The following is a 17,534-nucleotide window of genomic DNA, read 5'->3' as shown; positions in this document are numbered from 1 at the left end:
CGGCCCGGCACGCACTGCCGCGGCCGCACCAACAACGACCGGAAGTGATCCACGCATGAGCTCCTCCACCAGCGCGCACGGCGCCGACCAGCGACGCGGGCCGTTCCGGCCCGGGGAACGGGTCCAGCTCACGGACGAAAAGGGCCGGATGAACACCGTCACCCTGACGCCCGGTGGCGCATTCCATACGCACAAGGGCTTCCTTCCCCATGACGAGGTGATCGGCCGGCAAGAGGGCACCGTCGTGGCAAACACGGTGGGCCACCGGTACCAGGCACTGCGCCCGCTGCTTTCGGACTTTGTGCTCTCCATGCCACGCGGTGCCGCCGTGGTCTACCCCAAGGATGCGGCCCAGATCGTGACCATGGCGGACATTTTCCCGGGTGCCCGGGTGGTCGAGGCGGGTGTCGGCTCCGGTGCCCTGAGCATTTCGCTGCTGCGCGCCGTGGGCGACGGCGGACGGCTGCACTCGTTCGAGCGCCGCGAGGAATTTGCCGACGTTGCCCGCGGCAACGTGGAAACGTTCTTCGGCGGACCGCACCCTGCCTGGCAGATCTCGCTGGGTGATTTCCAGGACGAAGTCATCAAGGCCGAGGAACCCGGCAGCGTGGACCGGGTGGTGCTGGACATGCTGGCGCCGTGGGAATGCCTCGACGCGGTGGCGACGGTGTTGTCGCCCGGCGGCGTGTGGATCAACTACGTGGCCACCGTTACACAATTGTCACGTACCGCCGAGGCGATCCGCGCCGACGGCCGGTTCACCGAACCTGACGGCTGGGAGTCGATGGTGCGCGGCTGGCACCTGGAGGGCCTGGCCGTCCGGCCCGACCACCGCATGGTGGCGCACACCGGCTTCCTGCTCACGGCCCGCCGGCTGGCCGGCGGCGTGACCGGCCTGACGCCCAAGCGCCGTCCGTCCAAGACCGGCTTCGCCGCCGAGGACGTGCAGGTGTGGACCGGCGACGAGGACGACTGGAATGCCGAGGCACTGGGGGAGCGGACCGTGTCCGACCGCCGGCTTCGCCGTGCTGCCAAAGATGCAGCATCCACCGTGCAGCGGGGAGCGTTCAAGGACATCAATCCCGAAACCGACTGAGGCCAGGCGCGGGCCGCTTCGGTGAAGACATTGGAACAACATGTCTCGGTTTGGCGTTTTCTTTCGTATACAGGTGCAGCCGGCTCGGGTGCCGGTTAGTGTCTAGGGAAGGAACCGATCACGGAAGCAGGTCGCGGTGATGAACGACCAGAACCAAAACAACCAACCGGCACCGGCTGAACGGCAAGACGACCAGCGCGACGCGTTGACGGTCGCCCAGCGCCAGATCAACGTACTGCGCGACAAACTGCGCCACCTGGACAAGCAGCTGGCCGCAGCCACGCAAAACAACTCCCGGCTGGTCTCCACCCTCGAGACCGCGAAGACCGAGATCGTCCGGCTCAAATCCGCCCTCGAACGCGACGGCGAAACCCCCTTTAGCTTCGCGACCATCACCCAGGTCAACAAGGCACAAAGGCCGCGGCCGGGCACGAGCAACGCTGCCATGGTGCAGGAGAGCGTGGACATTGTGCAGTCCGGGCGCAAGCTGCGCGTTGCGGTCAGCCCCTTGGTCAAGATGGACCACCTCGCTCCCGGCCAGGAAGTCCTGCTCAATGAATCGCTGACGGTGATCGCCGCGCTCGGCTTCGAGCGCTCCGGCGAGTTGGTCACCATCAAGGAAATGCTCGACGGCGACCGCGTGCTGGTGGTCGGACGGGCCGACGAGGAACGGGTCGTCAAGCTGTCCGGCGCCCTGCGGACCGAACGACTCCGGGTCGGCGACGCCGTGTCCATCGACGCCCGCAGCGGTTACGCCCTGGAAAAGATTCCGCGCAGCGAGGTGGAAAACCTCATCCTCGAGGAGGTGCCGGACATCTCCTACGAGGACATCGGCGGCCTGGGTCCGCAGATCGACCAGATCCGCGACGCCGTCGAGCTTCCCTTCCTGCATCCCGACCTCTACCGCGAGCACGGGCTGAAGGCACCCAAAGGCATCCTGCTCTACGGCCCTCCCGGTTGCGGCAAGACGCTGATCGCCAAGGCCGTGGCCAACTCCCTGGCCGCCAAGGCCATCGAGCGCAACGGCACCGACACCCGCAGCTACTTCCTGAACATCAAGGGACCGGAACTGCTGGACAAGTACGTGGGCGAGACCGAGCGGCACATCCGGCTGATTTTCGCCCGGGCACGCGAGAAGGCATCCGACGGCAGCCCGGTGGTGGTCTTCTTCGACGAAATGGATTCGCTGTTCCGTACCCGCGGCACCGGTGTCTCCTCCGACGTCGAAACGACCATCGTGCCGCAGCTGCTGTCCGAGATCGACGGCGTGGAGAAGCTGGAGAACGTGATCGTCATCGGCGCCTCCAACCGCGAGGACATGATCGACCCGGCCATCCTGCGCCCCGGGCGGCTGGACGTGAAGATCAAGATCCACCGGCCGGACGCCGAGGCGGCCGCGGACATCTTCGCCAAGTACCTCACCACCAATCTCCCCATCCACGCCGAGGACCTCGCCGAGCATGGGCAGGACCGTAAGGCCACCATCGACGCGATGATCCAGCGCACCGTTGAGGAGATGTACTCCACGGACAAGTCGAACGAGTACCTGGAAGTCACCTACGCCAGCGGCGACACGGAGATGCTCTACTTCAAGGACTTCAATTCCGGCGCCGTCATCCAGAACGTGGTGGACCGGGCCAAGAAGAACGCCATTAAGGACCTGCTGACCAACCAGCAGAAGGGCCTGCGAATCGAGCATCTGCTGAGCGCCGTGGTGGACGAATTCCGCGAGCACGAGGACCTTCCCAACACCACCAATCCGGACGACTGGGCGCGGATATCCGGCAAGAAGGGCGAACGGATCACCTACATCCGCACCATCGTGCAGGGCAAGGCCGGGCAGGAGGCCGGCAAGGCCATCGAAACAATGTCGAACACGGGGCAGTACTTGTGAGCGTCTACCGCGTGATGGGTTCGGAGACGGAGTATGGCATCCATGCTCCCGGCGAACCCCTGGCCAACTCCACGGTCCTCTCCTCGCAGGTGATCAACGCGTATGCGGCGACCATGCGAAAAGGCTTGGGAAACCTGGCCGGCACCCGTTGGGATTACACCGACGAGGAGCCGCTGCACGATGCCCGTGGATTCGACCTGTCGCGCGACCAGGCGGACCCGTCTCAACTGACCGACGTCCCGCCGATCCTCGACGCCGAGCAGATTGCACTGGCCGGCGGCCGCGCGGCCGGCAACGAGTTCTACACGGACGAAGCCTCCGGCGTGCTCATGAACATGGTGCTCAGCAACGGGGCCCGGCTGTACGTGGACCACGCCCACCCGGAATACTCCTCGCCCGAGGTGACCAACCCGCTGGATGCGGTGCGCTGGGACAAGGCGGGCGACGCCGTCGTGCTGACAGCGATGCGCAGGATCGCCGCCACGCCGGGGTTCTCACCGGTCAACCTGTACAAGAACAACACCGACAACAAGTCGGTCTCCTACGGCGCGCATGAGAACTACCTGATGCCGCGCAGCGTGCCGTTCAGCCGGATTGTCACGGGTCTGATTCCGTTTTTCGTGTCCCGACAGGTCGTGTGCGGTGCCGGGCGCGTGGGACTGGGCAGCAACGGCCGCACTCCGGGCTACCAAGTCAGCCAGCGTGCGGACTTCTTCGAGGCCGAAGTGGGGTTGGAGACCACCATCCGAAGGCCCATCATCAACACCCGTGACGAACCGCATGCGGTCGCGGACAAGTACCGGCGGCTGCACGTGATCATCGGCGACGCGAACCTGAGCGAGGTGTCGATTTTCCTCAAGATGGGCACCACCGCCCTGGTGCTGTCCCTGATCGAACACGGGGAAGTACCGGATCTCCAGCTGGCCGACCCGGTGCAGGCACTGCAGGCGATCAGCCACGATCCTTCCCTGCAGCAGAAAGTCCCGCTCAAGGACGGCAGCATGGTCACCGGTTTGGACCTGCAGGAGATCTACCTGCAGGCGGCGGTGGAGCATTGCCGCCGCCACGACACCGACAGCGGACAGACCGCGGACGTGCTTCGGCGCTGGGCTGAGGTGCTGGACACACTGCGCCGCGACCCGATGGACGCCGCCGACCAAGTGGACTGGGTGGCCAAGCTCAAGCTGCTGCAGGCGTACCGGGACCGGGACAGCATGGAATGGGGGGACCCGCGCCTGGGCCTGATCGACCTGCAATATGCCGACGTCCGGCCCGAGAAGGGCCTCTACCACCGCCTGGCCGCACGCGGCCGGATCCGGCGGTTGCTCTCGGACGCCCAGATCGAAGCCGCGGTGGGCGAGCCACCGGAAGACACCCGGGCCTACTTCCGCGGAAAGTGCATTCAGCACTTCCCCCAGGAGGTGGTCGGGGCCAGCTGGGACTCCGTGATTTTCGATCTTCCCGACCGGCGCCGGCTGCAGCGCATCCCCACCCGCGAGCCGTTGCGCGGCAACCGCGAACTCACCGGCAGGCTCTTCGAGGAAGCTTCGTCAGCGGAGGACTTCATCACGGCGTTGCTGGGCCCCGCGAACGAGCCCCACGTGGCAACATAAGCACTAGGACCGAGTCGATCGTCCCACCAGAAGGAGGCCATCATGGCAACCCAGGACCGCAAGAACGTGGACTCGCGCCGCGACGACGAAGAGTACGACGACGAGCCCACGCCCGAGCCTGCCGCCGCACCTGCCGCGCAGGCCGAGACCGAAGGCACCGATGATCTGCTGGACGAGATCGACGGCGTGCTGGAACAGAACGCGGAAGAATTCGTGCGCGGTTTCGTGCAGAAGGGCGGGCAGTAGTTGATGGACATGCCGGCCGGCGGTCCGGGCTCCGTTTTCGCCCAGATTTCCCACTCAGCCACCGCCTCCTTCAGCGAGTACCTGGCGCGCACCGCCCCGGACCTGCTGCCGGGCGCCCGCGGTGCCCAGCAGCTGCCGGCGGGGGCGGCACCGATGGTGCCGCACGGTACCACCATCGTGTCGATGACCTTCGCCGGCGGCGTGCTCATGGCCGGCGACCGACGGGCAACGATGGGCAACCTGATCGCCAGCCGGCACATCGAAAAGGTCTTTCCGGCCGATTCCCATTCGCTGCTGGGCATAGCCGGCACCGCCGGCATCGCCCTCGACATCACGCGTCTCTTCCAGGTGGAACTTGAGCACTACGAGAAGATCGAAGGCACGCTGCTCAGCCTGGACGGCAAGGCGAACCGACTGGGCGCGATGATCCGGTCGAACCTGCCGATGGCGATGCAGGGCCTCGCGGTCATTCCACTGTTCGCCGGTTTCGATGCCGAGCGCCGGGTGGGCCGGTTGTTCTCCTACGACGTCACGGGCGGACGCTATGAGGAGCAGGAGCACCACAGCGTGGGGTCCGGATCGGTCTTTGCCCGCGGGGCGCTGAAGAAGCTCTGGCAGCCAAACCTGGAGGAGGCGGCAGCGGTCCGTGTGGCCATCGAAGCCCTGTACGACGCCGCCGACGACGACTCGGCGACCGGGGGACCGGATGCCGTCCGGCAGGTGTGGCCCTTGATCTACACGGTCAACGCCGCCGGCGCCCGCCGGATCCCGGACCGGGAGCTGGCCTCCACGTCCGAGGCCGTCATCGGGGCGCGCGCCGTGGCCGGACGGGAGGCCTGAGCATGACGCAGCAGTTCTATGTCTCGCCCGAGCAACTGATGAAGGACCGGGCGGACTTCGCCCGGAAAGGCATCGCCCGGGGCCGTTCGGTGGTGGTGCTCAGCTGCTCCGAGGGGATTGCGCTGGTCGCCGAAAACCCCTCGCCGGCGCTGCACAAGATCGGGGAAATCTACGACCGGATCGCCTTCGCCGCGGTCGGCAAATACAACGAATTCGAAAGCCTGCGCCAGGCCGGTGTCCGCTACGCCGACGTGCGCGGCTACTCCTATGACCGGGACGACGTCACCGGCCGCGGCCTCGCCAGCGTCTACGCGCAAAGCCTGGGCGCCGTCTTCACCGCCGACAGCAAGCCGTTCGAGGTGGAGCTTGCCGTCGCCGAAGTCGGCGATACGCCCGCCGAAGACCGGCTGTTCCGGCTGACCTTCGACGGGTCCATCGCCGACGAACGCGGCTTCGTGGTGATGGGTGGCTCGGCTGAGGCAGTGGGCGAGAGGCTGCGCGGCAACTGGATTAACGAGCGGGACTTTCCCGGCGCGGTCCGCGCAGCGGTGGCCGCCCTGTCGGGCGGGACCGGCGAGCAGGACGCGGGGCAGGGCAGGGAACTGCGTCCCGAGGGACTGGAAGTCGCCGTTCTGGACCGCGACCCGCTGTCCAACCGGGGGAGCCGGCGTGCCTTCCGCCGGTTGCCAACCGCTGAGCTGACCCGGATTTTAGGCGAGGGAATGGACGGCTAGCCATGGATCGACGCATCTTCGGGATCGAGACCGAATTCGGCATCTCCTATTCGGCGCCGGATTCGCGCCCGCTCTCGCCCGAAGAGGTGGCACGCTACCTCTTCCGCAAAGTGGTCACGTGGGGCAGGTCATCCAACGTGTTCCTGACCAACGGGTCCCGGCTCTACCTGGACGTGGGCTCCCACCCGGAGTACGCGACCGCGGAATGCGACGACGTCGCCCAATTGGTGGCGCAGGACCGGGCGGGTGAACTGATCCTCGAAGACTTAATGAACGAAGCCCAGGAGCGCCTGGCGCGGGAGGGCTTCGGCGGCAGTGTCTACCTGTTCAAGAACAACACCGACTCGGCCGGGAATTCCTACGGCAGCCACGAAAACTACCTGATCCCGCGCAAACTCGAATTCTCCCGGCTGGCCGACATCATGATCCCGTTCCTGGTGACGCGCCAGATCCTGGTCGGGGCCGGCAAGGTGCTCAAGACGCAAAACGGGTCCATCTACGCCTTCTCCCAGCGTGCCGACCACATTTGGGAGGGTGTCTCATCCGCCACCACCCGTTCACGACCGATCATCAACACGAGGGACGAACCGCACGCAGATGCCGAGTACTACCGGCGCCTGCACGTCATCAACGGCGACTCGAACATGTCCGAGGCCACCACGATGCTCAAGGTCGGGACGGTGGACCTGCTCCTGCGGATGATCGAAGCGGGGGTCATCATGCGCGACCTCCGGCTGGAAAACCCGATCCGCAGCATCCGGGACATCTCGCATGACCTGACCGGCCGCAGGCCGCTGAAACTGGCCAGCGGGCGGGAGATGTCCGCGGTGGCCATGCAACAGGAATACCTGTCCAAAGCGCGCGGCTTCGTCGAGGCCAACGGGGCGCACAGCCCGCACGTGGAACGCATCCTCGATTTGTGGGAACGGACCCTGGCGGCGGTCGAATCCGGCGACCACCGCGGAATTGAGCGGGAGATCGACTGGGCCATCAAGAAGCGGCTGATCAACCGGATCATGGACCGCCAGTCCATCGATCTGGATTCGCCGCGCATCGCCCAAGTGGATCTGACCTACCACGACATCTCCAGCCGGCGCGGCCTCTACCACCTGTTGCAGGCCCGCGGGGAGGTGGCACGGGTGGTGGAGGAACAGGACGTCAAGGACGCCGTGGACCGGCCGCCGCAGACCACCCGCGCCAAGCTGCGCGGCGACTTTGTCCGCGCGGCGCGGGAAAACGGCCGCGACTTCACGGTCGACTGGGTGCACCTGAAGCTCAACGACCGCTCCCAGCAGACCATCCTCTGCAAGGACCCGTTCAGGAGCGAAGACCCGCGGGTCGAGGCACTGCTCGCCACCTTGTGACCTCCACCGCATATTCCAAGCGGACCACCAGATTTCTCTGCGAGAATGTCCCGTGCCCGCAAGTTCCGCGATAAGAAAGTCGATTGTGCGCAAAATATTCTCCATCCTCCTGCCGGCCGCCTTGCTGCTCACCGCATGCGGCGGTAACGGCGGTTCGGGCTCGGACAGCCTGGATGACATCTCCGTGACCTCCGGCGCCGCGGGCGCCGCCCCCACCGTCGACTTCTCCGCGCCGCTGGAGCTGCCCGAATCCCGGGCCGAAGTCATCACCGAAGGCGAGGGGGACGGTGCTGCCGCGGGCCAGTGGATCCGCTACCGTCTGCTGGCCAAGGACGCCGTCACCGGTGAACAGCTGGGCGAAACCTACTCGGGCGTGGCCGACCAGACGGTGGAACTGAGCGAGGGCTTCGAAACCGCCGACCCCGCCCTGTACGAGGCGCTGCTGGGCTCCAATCCGGGCAGCGAGATCGCCTACTACGTCCAGCCGCCGGAAGACGCCGGTGCTTCCGCGCCCGCCCAGAACCCGCAACTGCTCTTCCTGACCGTGCAGGACGTCAAAGACAAGGGCGTCAAGGCCGATGCCGCCGAGGTCGCCGAGCTGGAGAAGGCCGGCAAACTGCCGGAGATCACGCTCGACGACGACGGCGTCCCCTCGGTCAAGATCCCGGAAGGCAACGACGCACCGGACAACCTCATCGTCAAGGTCATCGAAGAAGGCGACGGCAAGGAAGCCACCGAGTCCAGCACGGTGAAGGCGAACTACGCCGGGTGGAACTGGGCCGAGGGCACCGAATTCGATTCCAGCTTCTCCCGCGGAGAAGCGACCGAGTTCCCGCTGGACGGCGTCATCGAAGGCTGGACCAAGGGCCTGACCGGCCTGAAGGAAGGCTCGAAGGTCATGCTGTCCATTCCCACCGAACTGGCCTACGTGCAGGGCCAGGGAGATGCTGTGGGAGACCTCATCTTCTATGTGGAGCTGACGGAAGTCCGGTAAGGGATGCCGCCGCCCGGTACGGTAACGTAGCCGACGGCAGCACCAGATACACGTCAAGCAAGAGAGGTTCAGCATGTCTTTCGGCAAGCGCGAATACGACCGCACCAAACCTGAAATCGACTTCCCCGGGACCGAAACCCCGCAGGACCTGGTGATCGAAGACATCATCGTGGGAGACGGCGCCGAGGCCAAAGCCGGTGACACCGTGTCCACCCACTACGTAGGCGTCGCCTGGTCCACCGGTGAAGAGTTCGACGCTTCGTGGAACCGCGGCGCACCGCTGGACTTCCGCGTCGGCGTCGGCCAGGTCATCCAGGGCTGGGACCAGGGCCTGCTGGGCATGAAGGTGGGCGGTCGCCGCCGGCTGGAGATCCCGGCCCACCTCGCGTACGGCGACCGCGGCGCCGGGTCCGCGATCGCGCCGGGCGAATCGCTGATCTTCGTGGTGGACCTGCTCGGCGTCCGCTGAGCCCACAGACCGGCAGCCGGGGGCGGAGCGACGGAGAACGTTAGTTCATCGTTACTCCGCCCTCCGGCGTTGACTTCACCCCGAAACCCTCCAGCCAGTAACGTTTCAACTATGTCCGCCTCCAAGACCGAACGCCTCCTCAACCTGCTGATCGCGCTGCTGGAACGCCGCCGGGGCTACAGCAAGGAAGAGCTGCGCGCGCTGATCCCGCCGTATCGCGAGGCGACCAGCGACGACGCCTTCAACCGGCTGTTCGAGCGGGACAAAGAGGACCTGCGGGAAATGGGCATCCCGGTGGAGACGTTCCCGGACGACACGCTCTACGAAAACGACAACAGCGGGCTGCGGTACCGGATCGACAGGCACAAGTACCGGTTGCCTGAACTCCACTTCAACGCCCGCGAGAGCGCCGTGCTCTCGCTGGCCTCCCGCTTGTGGCAGCAGGCCTCGCTCGGGTCGGCAGCCGCCCGGGCTGTGCGCCGGCTGGACGTCCAGGGCGCCCTGGCCGACGGCGATCCACTGATCGGGGTGGAACCGCGCATCCGCACCGCGGAGCCGGCCTTCGAACCGCTGCTCAAGGCGGTGCTGGACCACACCCCCGTCTCCTTCGACTACCGGTCGCCCAAGGACGGCCGGCCGCAGCCGCGCCGGGTCGAGCCCTGGGGGCTGGGCAACCGGTACGGCCACTGGTACCTGGCCGGCCGCGACCTGGACCGGGGCGCCCAGCGCACCTTCCGGCTGTCCAGAATCACCTCCACGATCAAGAAGCTGTCCGGGACGTACAGCATCCCGGAAGGCTTCGCCATGCGTACGGTGCTGGACGGGCTGCAGGCGCCGGAGGACAACGGGACGGCCGTGCTCCTGCTCCGGCAGGACAAGGCCAACTCGCTTCGCGCGGCCGCGGCCGCCGCCGAGGGCGTCCGGCCACCGGCGGGCTGGGACGCTGTCACACTTGGCTACGGCGACGCGGAGGTGCTGGCGGAGGAAATTGCCTCGCACGGCGCCAACGCCCTGGTACAGGGTCCGGACGAGCTGCGCGGCGCCGTGGTGCGCCGGCTGGAAGGCGCCCTGGCCGCCGCAACCCAGGCACCGCCGTCGTACGCCCTGCTGGAGGACAGCTCACGGCCGGCACGGAAGACGGGGTCCCTGGACCATCTGCCGCGGCTGCTGGACCTGGTCTCCTACGTCACGGCGAATCCGGGCGTGCCGCTGGACGCCACCGCCGAGAAGTTCAAGATCAGCAAGAACCAGCTGATCAAGGACCTGAACCTGCTGTTCGTCTGCGGGACTCCCGGCTACGGGCCGGACCAGCTCATCGAAGCCTTCTGGGAAGACGGCACCATCTCCATCAACAACGCCGACGAGATCGACAAGCCGGTGCGCCTGAGCCTGGACGAGGCGCTCTCGCTGGTGGTCGGCCTGCAGGCCCTCGAGACCGTGCCCGGGGTGGGGGAGCAGCCCGCCCTGCGCAGCGCGCTCAGCAAACTGCTGGCGGCGGCCGGCGGAGTTGCCGCCCGCCACACGGCCATCGCCGCGGATCTGGCGGCCGAGGACAGCACGCCCGAGGTGCTCGCGCTGCAGGAAGCCGCGGCCTCCCGGCGGAGCGTGGACATCGACTACCTCGTGCCATCGCGGGATGAGATGACGAACCGCCGGATCGATCCGCTCCGGGTCTTCGCCGTGGACGGCCACTGGTACACCGAGGCCTGGTGCCACCGCCAGCAGGCCGTGCGGCAGTTCCGGGTGGACCGCATGCGTTCCCTGGCCGCCACCGGCGAGCACTTTGAGCCGCCGGCCGAGCGGAGCAGCGAATTCCCCGACAGCCTGTTCACCCCGCAGGAGACGGACCAGGTGGTGGTGCTGCGGATCTCCGAGCGCTTGGCCGAACTGGCCGACCGGTACAACGCCCGGCGCCGAGCGGTCCTGGCGGACGGTTCGCTTGCGGCCGAAATCCGGCTGTCCAGCACGGCGGTGCTGCCCGGCCTGGCGGCACGCCACGGCGGCGAAGTCGCCGTGCTGGAACCGGCGGAGGCGGCCCACCACACCCGGGAATGGCTGCGGCAGGCGCTGGAGGCCTACCGCGCGGCGCCGGCTTCGGCCGGAAGCTAGAGTGGACAACATGCCCCTTTGGTTCTGGATCCTGCTCTGGGTTGCCCTCTGCGCGCTGGCCCTCGTGTTCATCGCCCTGCTCGGCTGGCGGATCTTCCGCCAGTTCGTGCGAACGTTGCGTGAATTCGAGGCGGCAGCCGCCCGGCTGGCCGGTGGACTCCAGACGGAACAGCAGCCCGCCGACCCGCACCGCCCCAAGCTGGCCCTCTTCGCCGATCCCGCGGTGCTCAAGGAGGAATACTCGCTGGGCAAGGAGCGGCGGCGCGAGGAGCGGAGGCAGCGCAGGTTCGCCCGGCGCGCGGCCCGCGGGCAGCGGCAGTCCCTCCGCGATCTGCGGCTGTCCTGACCCGCCGATGGCATAGGATGGACTAGACGAAAGGAACCACGCATGGGACGACTCTTCGATAACCCCTGGACCATCATTATTCTGGTCATCATTGTGCTGCTGCTCTTTGGCGCACCGAAGCTGCCCGGCCTTGCCCGGAGCCTGGGCCAGTCCATGCGGATCTTCAAGTCCGAGGTGAAGCAGATGAAGGACGACGACACGTCCGCTGCCGACCCGGAATCGGAACCCGTCGAGGGCCGCGTGGTCAACCCGCCGCGGAACAACACTGACAACCGCGGACAGCAGCCGAATGCGAACGGCGGATCCCCATCGCCGCACCAGCAGTAAGGGCCGTGGCCGGTAAAAAAGGCCGGAAGGCCAACCCTGAGGGGCGGATGCCGCTCAAGGCCCATCTGAAAGAACTCCGCAACCGGCTCATCGTTTCCGGCATTGCCGTCCTGCTCGGCGCAGTCGCCGGCTGGTTCCTGTACGACCCCGTGATGGTCGCGGTCCAGGCGCCGCTGATGGAAATCTCGGCCGAAGAGGGCCGGCGCGCCGAAATCAACTACGGCAGTGTCGGCTCGCCGTTCGACCTGAAGATCCAGGTCTCCATCTTCCTGGGGCTGCTGGTCAGCTCCCCGGTGTGGATCTACCAGGTGTGGGCGTTCATCACGCCCGGCCTGAAGAGCAAGGAACGCCGTTACACGCTCGGCTTCATGGTCGCCGCCGTGCCGCTGTTCCTGCTCGGGATCTACTTCGGCTGGATCGTGCTCCCGGAGATCGTCAAGGTCCTGACCATGTTCACGCCCGAAGGCGGCGTGAACCAGATCCTGGCCACCGACTACCTGACGTTCGTGATGCGGATGTTCCTCTCGCTCGGCATCGCATTCCTGCTCCCCGTGGTGCTGGTGGGACTGAATTTCGCCGGCCTGCTGTCCGGCCGCCGGGTGATCAAGAGCTGGCGGATCGTGGTGTTCGTGGTCTGCCTGGTGGCTGCGATGGCCGCCCCCGGCCCGGATGCCATGTCCATGTTCCTGCTGGCGGCCCCCTTGCTGGCGTTGTTCTTCGTGGCAACCGGCATCAGCCTGCTCAACGACAAGCGGCGGGAAAAACGGCGCAAGGTCCGCGAAGCGGAAGTCGCCGCCGGCGTCGACCAGGCCACGCCGCTCGATCAGCTGAAGGCCGACGACGGAGAGCAGGACGGGGCCAGATAGGCCGCGGCCGGTCCGGGTCGGCGGCACCCATCGGGCGGCCGGGATTAAGCGGATAGGCTTTTGCTATGAGTTCCCCCTCCGAACGCTACCTGGCGGCCGCCGAACGGGTGGCCTTCTCCAAGACCCGGTTGTACTCGTTCAGCCAGACGCTCGGATTCGAACTCGACCCCTTCCAGCGCGAGGCGTGCGAGGCCTTGGAACGCGGCCGCGGCGTGCTGGTGGCCGCACCCACCGGCGCCGGCAAGACCGTCGTCGGCGAATTCGCGGTCTACATGGCCCTGCAGCGGGGACTGAAGGCGTTCTATACGACGCCGATCAAGGCCCTGAGCAACCAGAAGTACAACGAGCTGGTGGCCACCTATGGCCCCGAGCGAGTGGGACTGCTGACCGGCGACACCTCGGTCAACCCGCATGCGGACGTGGTGGTGATGACCACCGAGGTATTGCGGAACATGCTGTACGCCAATTCCGACACCCTGCTGGACCTGGCCTATGTGGTGATGGACGAAGTCCACTACCTGGCCGACCGGTTCCGCGGTGCCGTGTGGGAAGAGGTCATCATCCACCTGCCCGACGACGTGCAGCTGGTCTCGCTGTCTGCGACCGTCTCCAATGCGGAGGAATTCGGCGCCTGGCTCGATACCGTCCGCGGCGACACCGATGTGGTGGTGTCCGAGCACCGTCCCGTTCCGCTGTGGCAGCACGTCATGGTCGGCTCGGACCTGTTCGATCTTTTCGCCGGCGACGTCGCCTTCGATGAGACCGCGCAGGACTCCGGCACCGGCAGCAGCCGCGCCTACGAAGTGAACCCCGAACTGTTGAAGCTGGCGTCGGCCGAGCAACGGCTCAACCGCAGCGCCAATTGGGGCCGTTCGGGCGGCCGGCGCGGCCGGCGCGCACCCGAACCCCCGCGGCAGGCGCTGACCCGGATCCGGCGTGCCAGCCGGCCGCAGGTCATCGCCAAGCTCGACAGCGAGGGACTGCTGCCGGCCATCACGTTCATCTTCTCCCGCAACGGCTGCGACGCCGCCGTCAAACAGTGCCTGGAATCCGGGTTGCTGCTCACCACGGAGAAGGAACGCGCCGTCATCGTCCGCCGCGTGGACGAGGCCGTGCAGGACATCGCCGAAGAGGACCTGGACGTCCTGGGCTTTTGGACCTGGCGCGAAGGCCTGTCCCGCGGGTTTTCGGCCCACCACGCCGGCATGCTGCCCACGTTCAAGGAAGTGGTCGAAAAGCTCTTCGCCGACAACCTGGTCCGCGCCGTTTTCGCCACGGAGACGCTGGCGCTCGGCGTCAACATGCCGGCGCGCTCCGTGGTGCTGGAGAAGCTGGACAAGTTCAACGGCGAGGCGCACGTCGACATCACGGCGGGGGAGTACACGCAGCTCACCGGTCGCGCGGGCAGGCGGGGCATCGACGTCGAAGGCCACGCCGTGGTGCTCTGGCAGCCCGGCACGGACCCGGGGGCCGTAGCGGGCCTGGCGTCGCGGCGGACGTATCCGCTGAACTCCAGTTTCCGGCCCACCTACAACATGAGCATCAACCTGATTGCGCAGTTCGGCCGCGGCCCGGCCCGCGAGATCCTGGAAACCTCGTTCGCCCAGTTCCAGGCCGACCGCTCCGTCGTGGGCCTGGCCAAGCAGGTGCGCAACCGGGAAGAATCGCTGGCCGGCTACGAGAAGGCCATGAGCTGCCACCTGGGCGACTTCAACGAATACGCGCGCCTGCGCCGGGACCTGAACGAGGTCGAGAAACGCGCCTCCCGCACCCAGTCCCGGCACCTCCGCTCGGCGGCGGCTTCCTCCCTGGACCGCCTGCGCCGCGGCGACATCATCGATATCTCGGCCGGCCGGAACCTCGGCTATGCCGTGGTGCTCGACCGGGACGAATCCGCCCGCGAGCCCCGCCCCACCGTGCTGACCCAGGAAAAGCACATCCGCCGCATCTCCGTTGACGACTTCCAGGGCCCGGTGGAGGTACTCTCCACCATCCGGATCCCCAAGACGTTCAATGCGCGCAGCCCCAAGGAACGCCGCGACCTGGCGTCCTCGCTGCGCAATGCCCTGCACGACAAGCGTCCGCCGCGGCGGGGGAGCGAGCACCGTGACTTCATCGTCCCCGGCGGGACACAGGCCGAGCGGCAGATCAACGACCTGCGCCGCAAGCTCAAGGCCCACCCCTGCCACGGCTGCAGCGACCGGGAAGACCATGCCCGCTGGGCCGAGCGCTGGTGGACCCTCCGCAAGGAAACCGACCAGCTGGTGACACAGATCCAGGGCCGCACCAACACCATAGCCAAAACCTTCGACCGGGTCTGCCAGGTGCTCGACAGCTATGGCTACCTGGAGACCGGTGGCGACGGTGTCGCCATCAGCCCCGCCGGAGAACGGCTCCGGCGGATCTACGGCGACCGCGACCTGCTGGTGGCGCTGTGCCTGGAGCAGGACGCCTTCGATGGGCTGACCGCCGCGGAACTGGCGGCCTTCGTGTCCTGCCTCGTGTATCAGGCCAAGCGGGAAGAAGCCGGCATCCGGCCCAAGATGCCCTCGTCCGCCATGGAAGCGTCGGTCATGGTCGCCGTCCGGGAGTGGTCGCAGCTGACCGATCTTGAGGAACAGCACCGGCTGCCGCTTACCGGCGAGCCGGAGCTGGGACTCGCCTGGCCGATGTACAAGTGGGCCAGCGGCCGGTCCCTGCAAACCGCGCTCAAGGGCACGGACCTGGCGGCCGGCGACTTTGTCCGGTGGGCCAAGCAGGTCATCGACCTGCTGGACCAGCTGATCAAAGTACCCGCCCTCGATCCACAGCTCGCGGCCCGCGGCAGGCAAGCCATTGGCTTGGTCCGCCGGGGCGTCGTCGCCTACGCGGCCGTTGCCGAATAGCCCGGCCCCGCGCACCAGCGCGCCCGGCCCCGCGCACCAGCGCACCAGCGCACCACCATGTTGAAAGGATTTCCATGAGCGACTCTGTCCTGCCCGCCTCCACGGGCCTCACGCTGTACCGCAATGGCAGCGTCTACAGCGCGGCGGACCCGTACGCCACGGCGATGCTCGTCGACGGCGGCACCGTGGCCTGGATCGGCTCGGAGCATGCCGCCACGTCCATCGCCGACAGCAGCATGCAGGTCGTCGACCTCGATGGACGCCTGGTGGCGCCCGGCTTCGTGGACTCGCACGCCCACGTGACGCAGACGGGGCTCGCGCTGTCCTCGCTCAACCTGACCGGCTGCGCATCGCTGGCGGAACTGCTCGACGCCGTTGCCGCCGCCTCACGGCAGGACGGCGGCCCCGTCGTCGGTCACGGCTGGGACGAAACCCGCTGGCCCGAGAACCGGGCTCCCTCCGCCGCCGAACTGGATCGCGCGACGGGCGGAGCGGATGTCTTCCTGACGCGGGTGGATGTCCATTCCGCGGCCGTCTCGGCGGCGCTGGCGTCCCGCCTGTCGCTCTCGGAGTTGCCGGGCTGGTCGGGCACCGGAACGGCCAGCGGGCCGGCCCTCGAACGGGTCCGGGCAGCGGTGCAGACCCCTGCGGCCGGCCGGCGTGAAGACCTCCAGCGCCTGGCCCTGCAGCACGCAGCGTCCCGCGGCTACGTCGCCCTGGCGGAAATGGCCGCCCCGCAGCTGGGGCCCGCCGAGGACCTGCTGGGGCTGCTGGCGCTCGGCGAGGCCGAGCCGGGACCCAGGATCCTGCCGTATTGGGGCGAGCTGATGACCTCCGCCGAACAGGTCAGGGAAACCGTGCACTTCTTCTCCGGACGCCTGCGGGGGCTGGCCGGGGACCTGACCATGGACGGGTCCATCGGATCGCATTCGGCGGCCATCAGCGCCGGTTATGCCGACCTCCCCGGGGCACACGGGACGCTCTATCTCGACACCGAGGCTGCCGCGCGGCACGTGGAAGTGACAGCCGAGCAGGGCATCCAGGCGGGTTTCCACGTGATTGGCGACGCAGGGCTGCTGCGGGCGCTCGACGCCCTGGACCTGGCCGCCGAACGGATCGGGCACGCCGCGGTGCGTTCGGCCCGCCCGCGCCTCGAACACGTGGAAATGGTGCCGGAGGGGGCGCTGGAGCGGCTGCTTCAACACGGGGTCACCGCCAGCATGCAGCCCCTCTTCGACGCGTATTGGGGAGGAGCGGAAGGAATGTACGCCACCCGGCTCGGCGCCGAGGCCGCACTCGCCATGAACGCAGTGGGAAGCTTGCAGACTGCGGGCGTTCCGGTCGCGATTGGCTCGGACTCCCCGGTTACGGAACAAAGCCCGTGGGCCGCCGTGAAAGCGTGCCTGGAGCACCATAACCGGTCTGAGCAGATCTCCGCCCGGGCGGCGTTCCTGGCGCACACCAGGGCCGGTTGGCGGGCCGCAGGGGAACGGAATCCCATGGAGGGCCAGTTGGCTCCGGGAACTCCCGCGACGTTCGCCGTCTGGGACGCGGACGAACTTTCCATCCAGACCCCCGACTCGCGGGTGTCGGCCTGGAGCACCGATGCGCGTGCCGGAACCCCCATGCTGCCTTCCCTGGACAGCGACAGGTTGCCGGAGTGTGTCCGCACGGTGATGAATGGAATAACCATTTTCGATGCGTTCTGAGGCCCGCACCGTCCGGGCCGGGGCCCATAAATGTGAACGAAT

General features: G+C 67.4%; 15 protein-coding genes. All 15 read left to right on the top strand.

Annotation, left to right across the window (positions count from 1 at the left end):
* Positions 1 to 55: 55 nt before the first annotated feature.
* On the top strand, positions 56 to 1,096 hold the full coding sequence (locus AC5RVS_RS16765) for a tRNA (adenine-N1)-methyltransferase (protein WP_494108965.1): 1,041 nt from the start codon (positions 56 to 58) through the stop codon (positions 1,094 to 1,096).
* 205 nt (positions 1,097 to 1,301) lie between these two features.
* Positions 1,302 to 2,990: a proteasome ATPase gene (arc, locus tag AC5RVS_RS16760; RefSeq protein WP_493987534.1), complete on the top strand. Its 1,689-nt coding sequence runs from the start codon at positions 1,302 to 1,304 to the stop codon at positions 2,988 to 2,990.
* A gap of 14 nt (positions 2,991 to 3,004) precedes the next feature.
* Entirely contained in the window at positions 3,005 to 4,603 is a 1,599-nt protein-coding gene (gene dop, locus AC5RVS_RS16755; protein WP_493987533.1) for a depupylase/deamidase Dop, read from the top strand.
* Between the two features lie 42 nt (positions 4,604 to 4,645).
* Positions 4,646 to 4,849: a ubiquitin-like protein Pup gene (locus tag AC5RVS_RS16750; RefSeq protein WP_493978456.1), complete on the top strand. Its 204-nt coding sequence runs from the start codon at positions 4,646 to 4,648 to the stop codon at positions 4,847 to 4,849.
* A gap of 3 nt (positions 4,850 to 4,852) precedes the next feature.
* Complete coding sequence (gene prcB / locus AC5RVS_RS16745; RefSeq protein ID WP_493987216.1) at positions 4,853 to 5,689, top strand: proteasome subunit beta; 837 nt, start codon at positions 4,853 to 4,855, stop codon at positions 5,687 to 5,689.
* 2 nt (positions 5,690 to 5,691) lie between these two features.
* Positions 5,692 to 6,423 (top strand): proteasome subunit alpha, encoded by a 732-nt coding sequence (gene prcA, locus AC5RVS_RS16740; protein WP_494108964.1) that lies wholly within the window; start codon positions 5,692 to 5,694, stop codon positions 6,421 to 6,423.
* A gap of 2 nt (positions 6,424 to 6,425) precedes the next feature.
* Positions 6,426 to 7,787, top strand: coding sequence for a Pup--protein ligase (pafA, locus tag AC5RVS_RS16735; protein ID WP_494108963.1), 1,362 nt, complete (start codon positions 6,426 to 6,428; stop codon positions 7,785 to 7,787).
* 85 nt (positions 7,788 to 7,872) lie between these two features.
* On the top strand, positions 7,873 to 8,781 hold the full coding sequence (locus AC5RVS_RS16730; RefSeq protein ID WP_494108962.1) for an FKBP-type peptidyl-prolyl cis-trans isomerase: 909 nt from the start codon (positions 7,873 to 7,875) through the stop codon (positions 8,779 to 8,781).
* A 73-nt stretch (positions 8,782 to 8,854) separates the two neighbouring features.
* Positions 8,855 to 9,250 carry an FKBP-type peptidyl-prolyl cis-trans isomerase gene (locus tag AC5RVS_RS16725; RefSeq protein WP_493978452.1) on the top strand — a complete coding sequence of 132 codons (396 nt, stop codon included), beginning with the start codon at positions 8,855 to 8,857 and terminating at the stop codon, positions 9,248 to 9,250.
* Between the two features lie 111 nt (positions 9,251 to 9,361).
* Complete coding sequence (locus AC5RVS_RS16720; protein WP_494108961.1) at positions 9,362 to 11,359, top strand: helix-turn-helix transcriptional regulator; 1,998 nt, start codon at positions 9,362 to 9,364, stop codon at positions 11,357 to 11,359.
* A gap of 10 nt (positions 11,360 to 11,369) precedes the next feature.
* Positions 11,370 to 11,705 (top strand): hypothetical protein, encoded by a 336-nt coding sequence (locus AC5RVS_RS16715; protein WP_494108960.1) that lies wholly within the window; start codon positions 11,370 to 11,372, stop codon positions 11,703 to 11,705.
* A gap of 42 nt (positions 11,706 to 11,747) precedes the next feature.
* Entirely contained in the window at positions 11,748 to 12,032 is a 285-nt protein-coding gene (gene tatA, locus AC5RVS_RS16710; RefSeq protein ID WP_493987210.1) for a Sec-independent protein translocase subunit TatA, read from the top strand.
* 5 nt (positions 12,033 to 12,037) lie between these two features.
* Positions 12,038 to 12,898 carry a twin-arginine translocase subunit TatC gene (gene tatC / locus AC5RVS_RS16705; RefSeq protein WP_493987209.1) on the top strand — a complete coding sequence of 287 codons (861 nt, stop codon included), beginning with the start codon at positions 12,038 to 12,040 and terminating at the stop codon, positions 12,896 to 12,898.
* A 65-nt stretch (positions 12,899 to 12,963) separates the two neighbouring features.
* Positions 12,964 to 15,783 carry a DEAD/DEAH box helicase gene (locus AC5RVS_RS16700; RefSeq protein WP_494108959.1) on the top strand — a complete coding sequence of 940 codons (2,820 nt, stop codon included), beginning with the start codon at positions 12,964 to 12,966 and terminating at the stop codon, positions 15,781 to 15,783.
* Positions 15,784 to 15,857: 74 nt separating this feature from the next.
* Positions 15,858 to 17,492 carry an amidohydrolase gene (locus AC5RVS_RS16695; RefSeq protein WP_493987207.1) on the top strand — a complete coding sequence of 545 codons (1,635 nt, stop codon included), beginning with the start codon at positions 15,858 to 15,860 and terminating at the stop codon, positions 17,490 to 17,492.
* Positions 17,493 to 17,534: the final 42 nt, after the last annotated feature.

This window comes from Arthrobacter sp. Y3221048, assembly GCF_059092685.1.
This window is presented reverse-complemented; position numbering and strand designations above follow the sequence as displayed.

Coding starts and splice junctions, on each gene's coding strand:
- AC5RVS_RS16765 (WP_494108965.1), top strand. CDS start 56: ATGAGCTCCTCCACCAGCGCGCACGGCGCCGACCAGCGACGCGGGCCG.
- dop (WP_493987533.1), top strand. CDS start 3,005: ATGGGTTCGGAGACGGAGTATGGCATCCATGCTCCCGGCGAACCCCTG.
- AC5RVS_RS16750 (WP_493978456.1), top strand. CDS start 4,646: ATGGCAACCCAGGACCGCAAGAACGTGGACTCGCGCCGCGACGACGAA.
- prcB (WP_493987216.1), top strand. CDS start 4,853: ATGGACATGCCGGCCGGCGGTCCGGGCTCCGTTTTCGCCCAGATTTCC.
- prcA (WP_494108964.1), top strand. CDS start 5,692: ATGACGCAGCAGTTCTATGTCTCGCCCGAGCAACTGATGAAGGACCGG.
- pafA (WP_494108963.1), top strand. CDS start 6,426: ATGGATCGACGCATCTTCGGGATCGAGACCGAATTCGGCATCTCCTAT.
- AC5RVS_RS16725 (WP_493978452.1), top strand. CDS start 8,855: ATGTCTTTCGGCAAGCGCGAATACGACCGCACCAAACCTGAAATCGAC.
- AC5RVS_RS16720 (WP_494108961.1), top strand. CDS start 9,362: ATGTCCGCCTCCAAGACCGAACGCCTCCTCAACCTGCTGATCGCGCTG.
- AC5RVS_RS16715 (WP_494108960.1), top strand. CDS start 11,370: ATGCCCCTTTGGTTCTGGATCCTGCTCTGGGTTGCCCTCTGCGCGCTG.
- tatA (WP_493987210.1), top strand. CDS start 11,748: ATGGGACGACTCTTCGATAACCCCTGGACCATCATTATTCTGGTCATC.
- AC5RVS_RS16700 (WP_494108959.1), top strand. CDS start 12,964: ATGAGTTCCCCCTCCGAACGCTACCTGGCGGCCGCCGAACGGGTGGCC.
- AC5RVS_RS16695 (WP_493987207.1), top strand. CDS start 15,858: ATGAGCGACTCTGTCCTGCCCGCCTCCACGGGCCTCACGCTGTACCGC.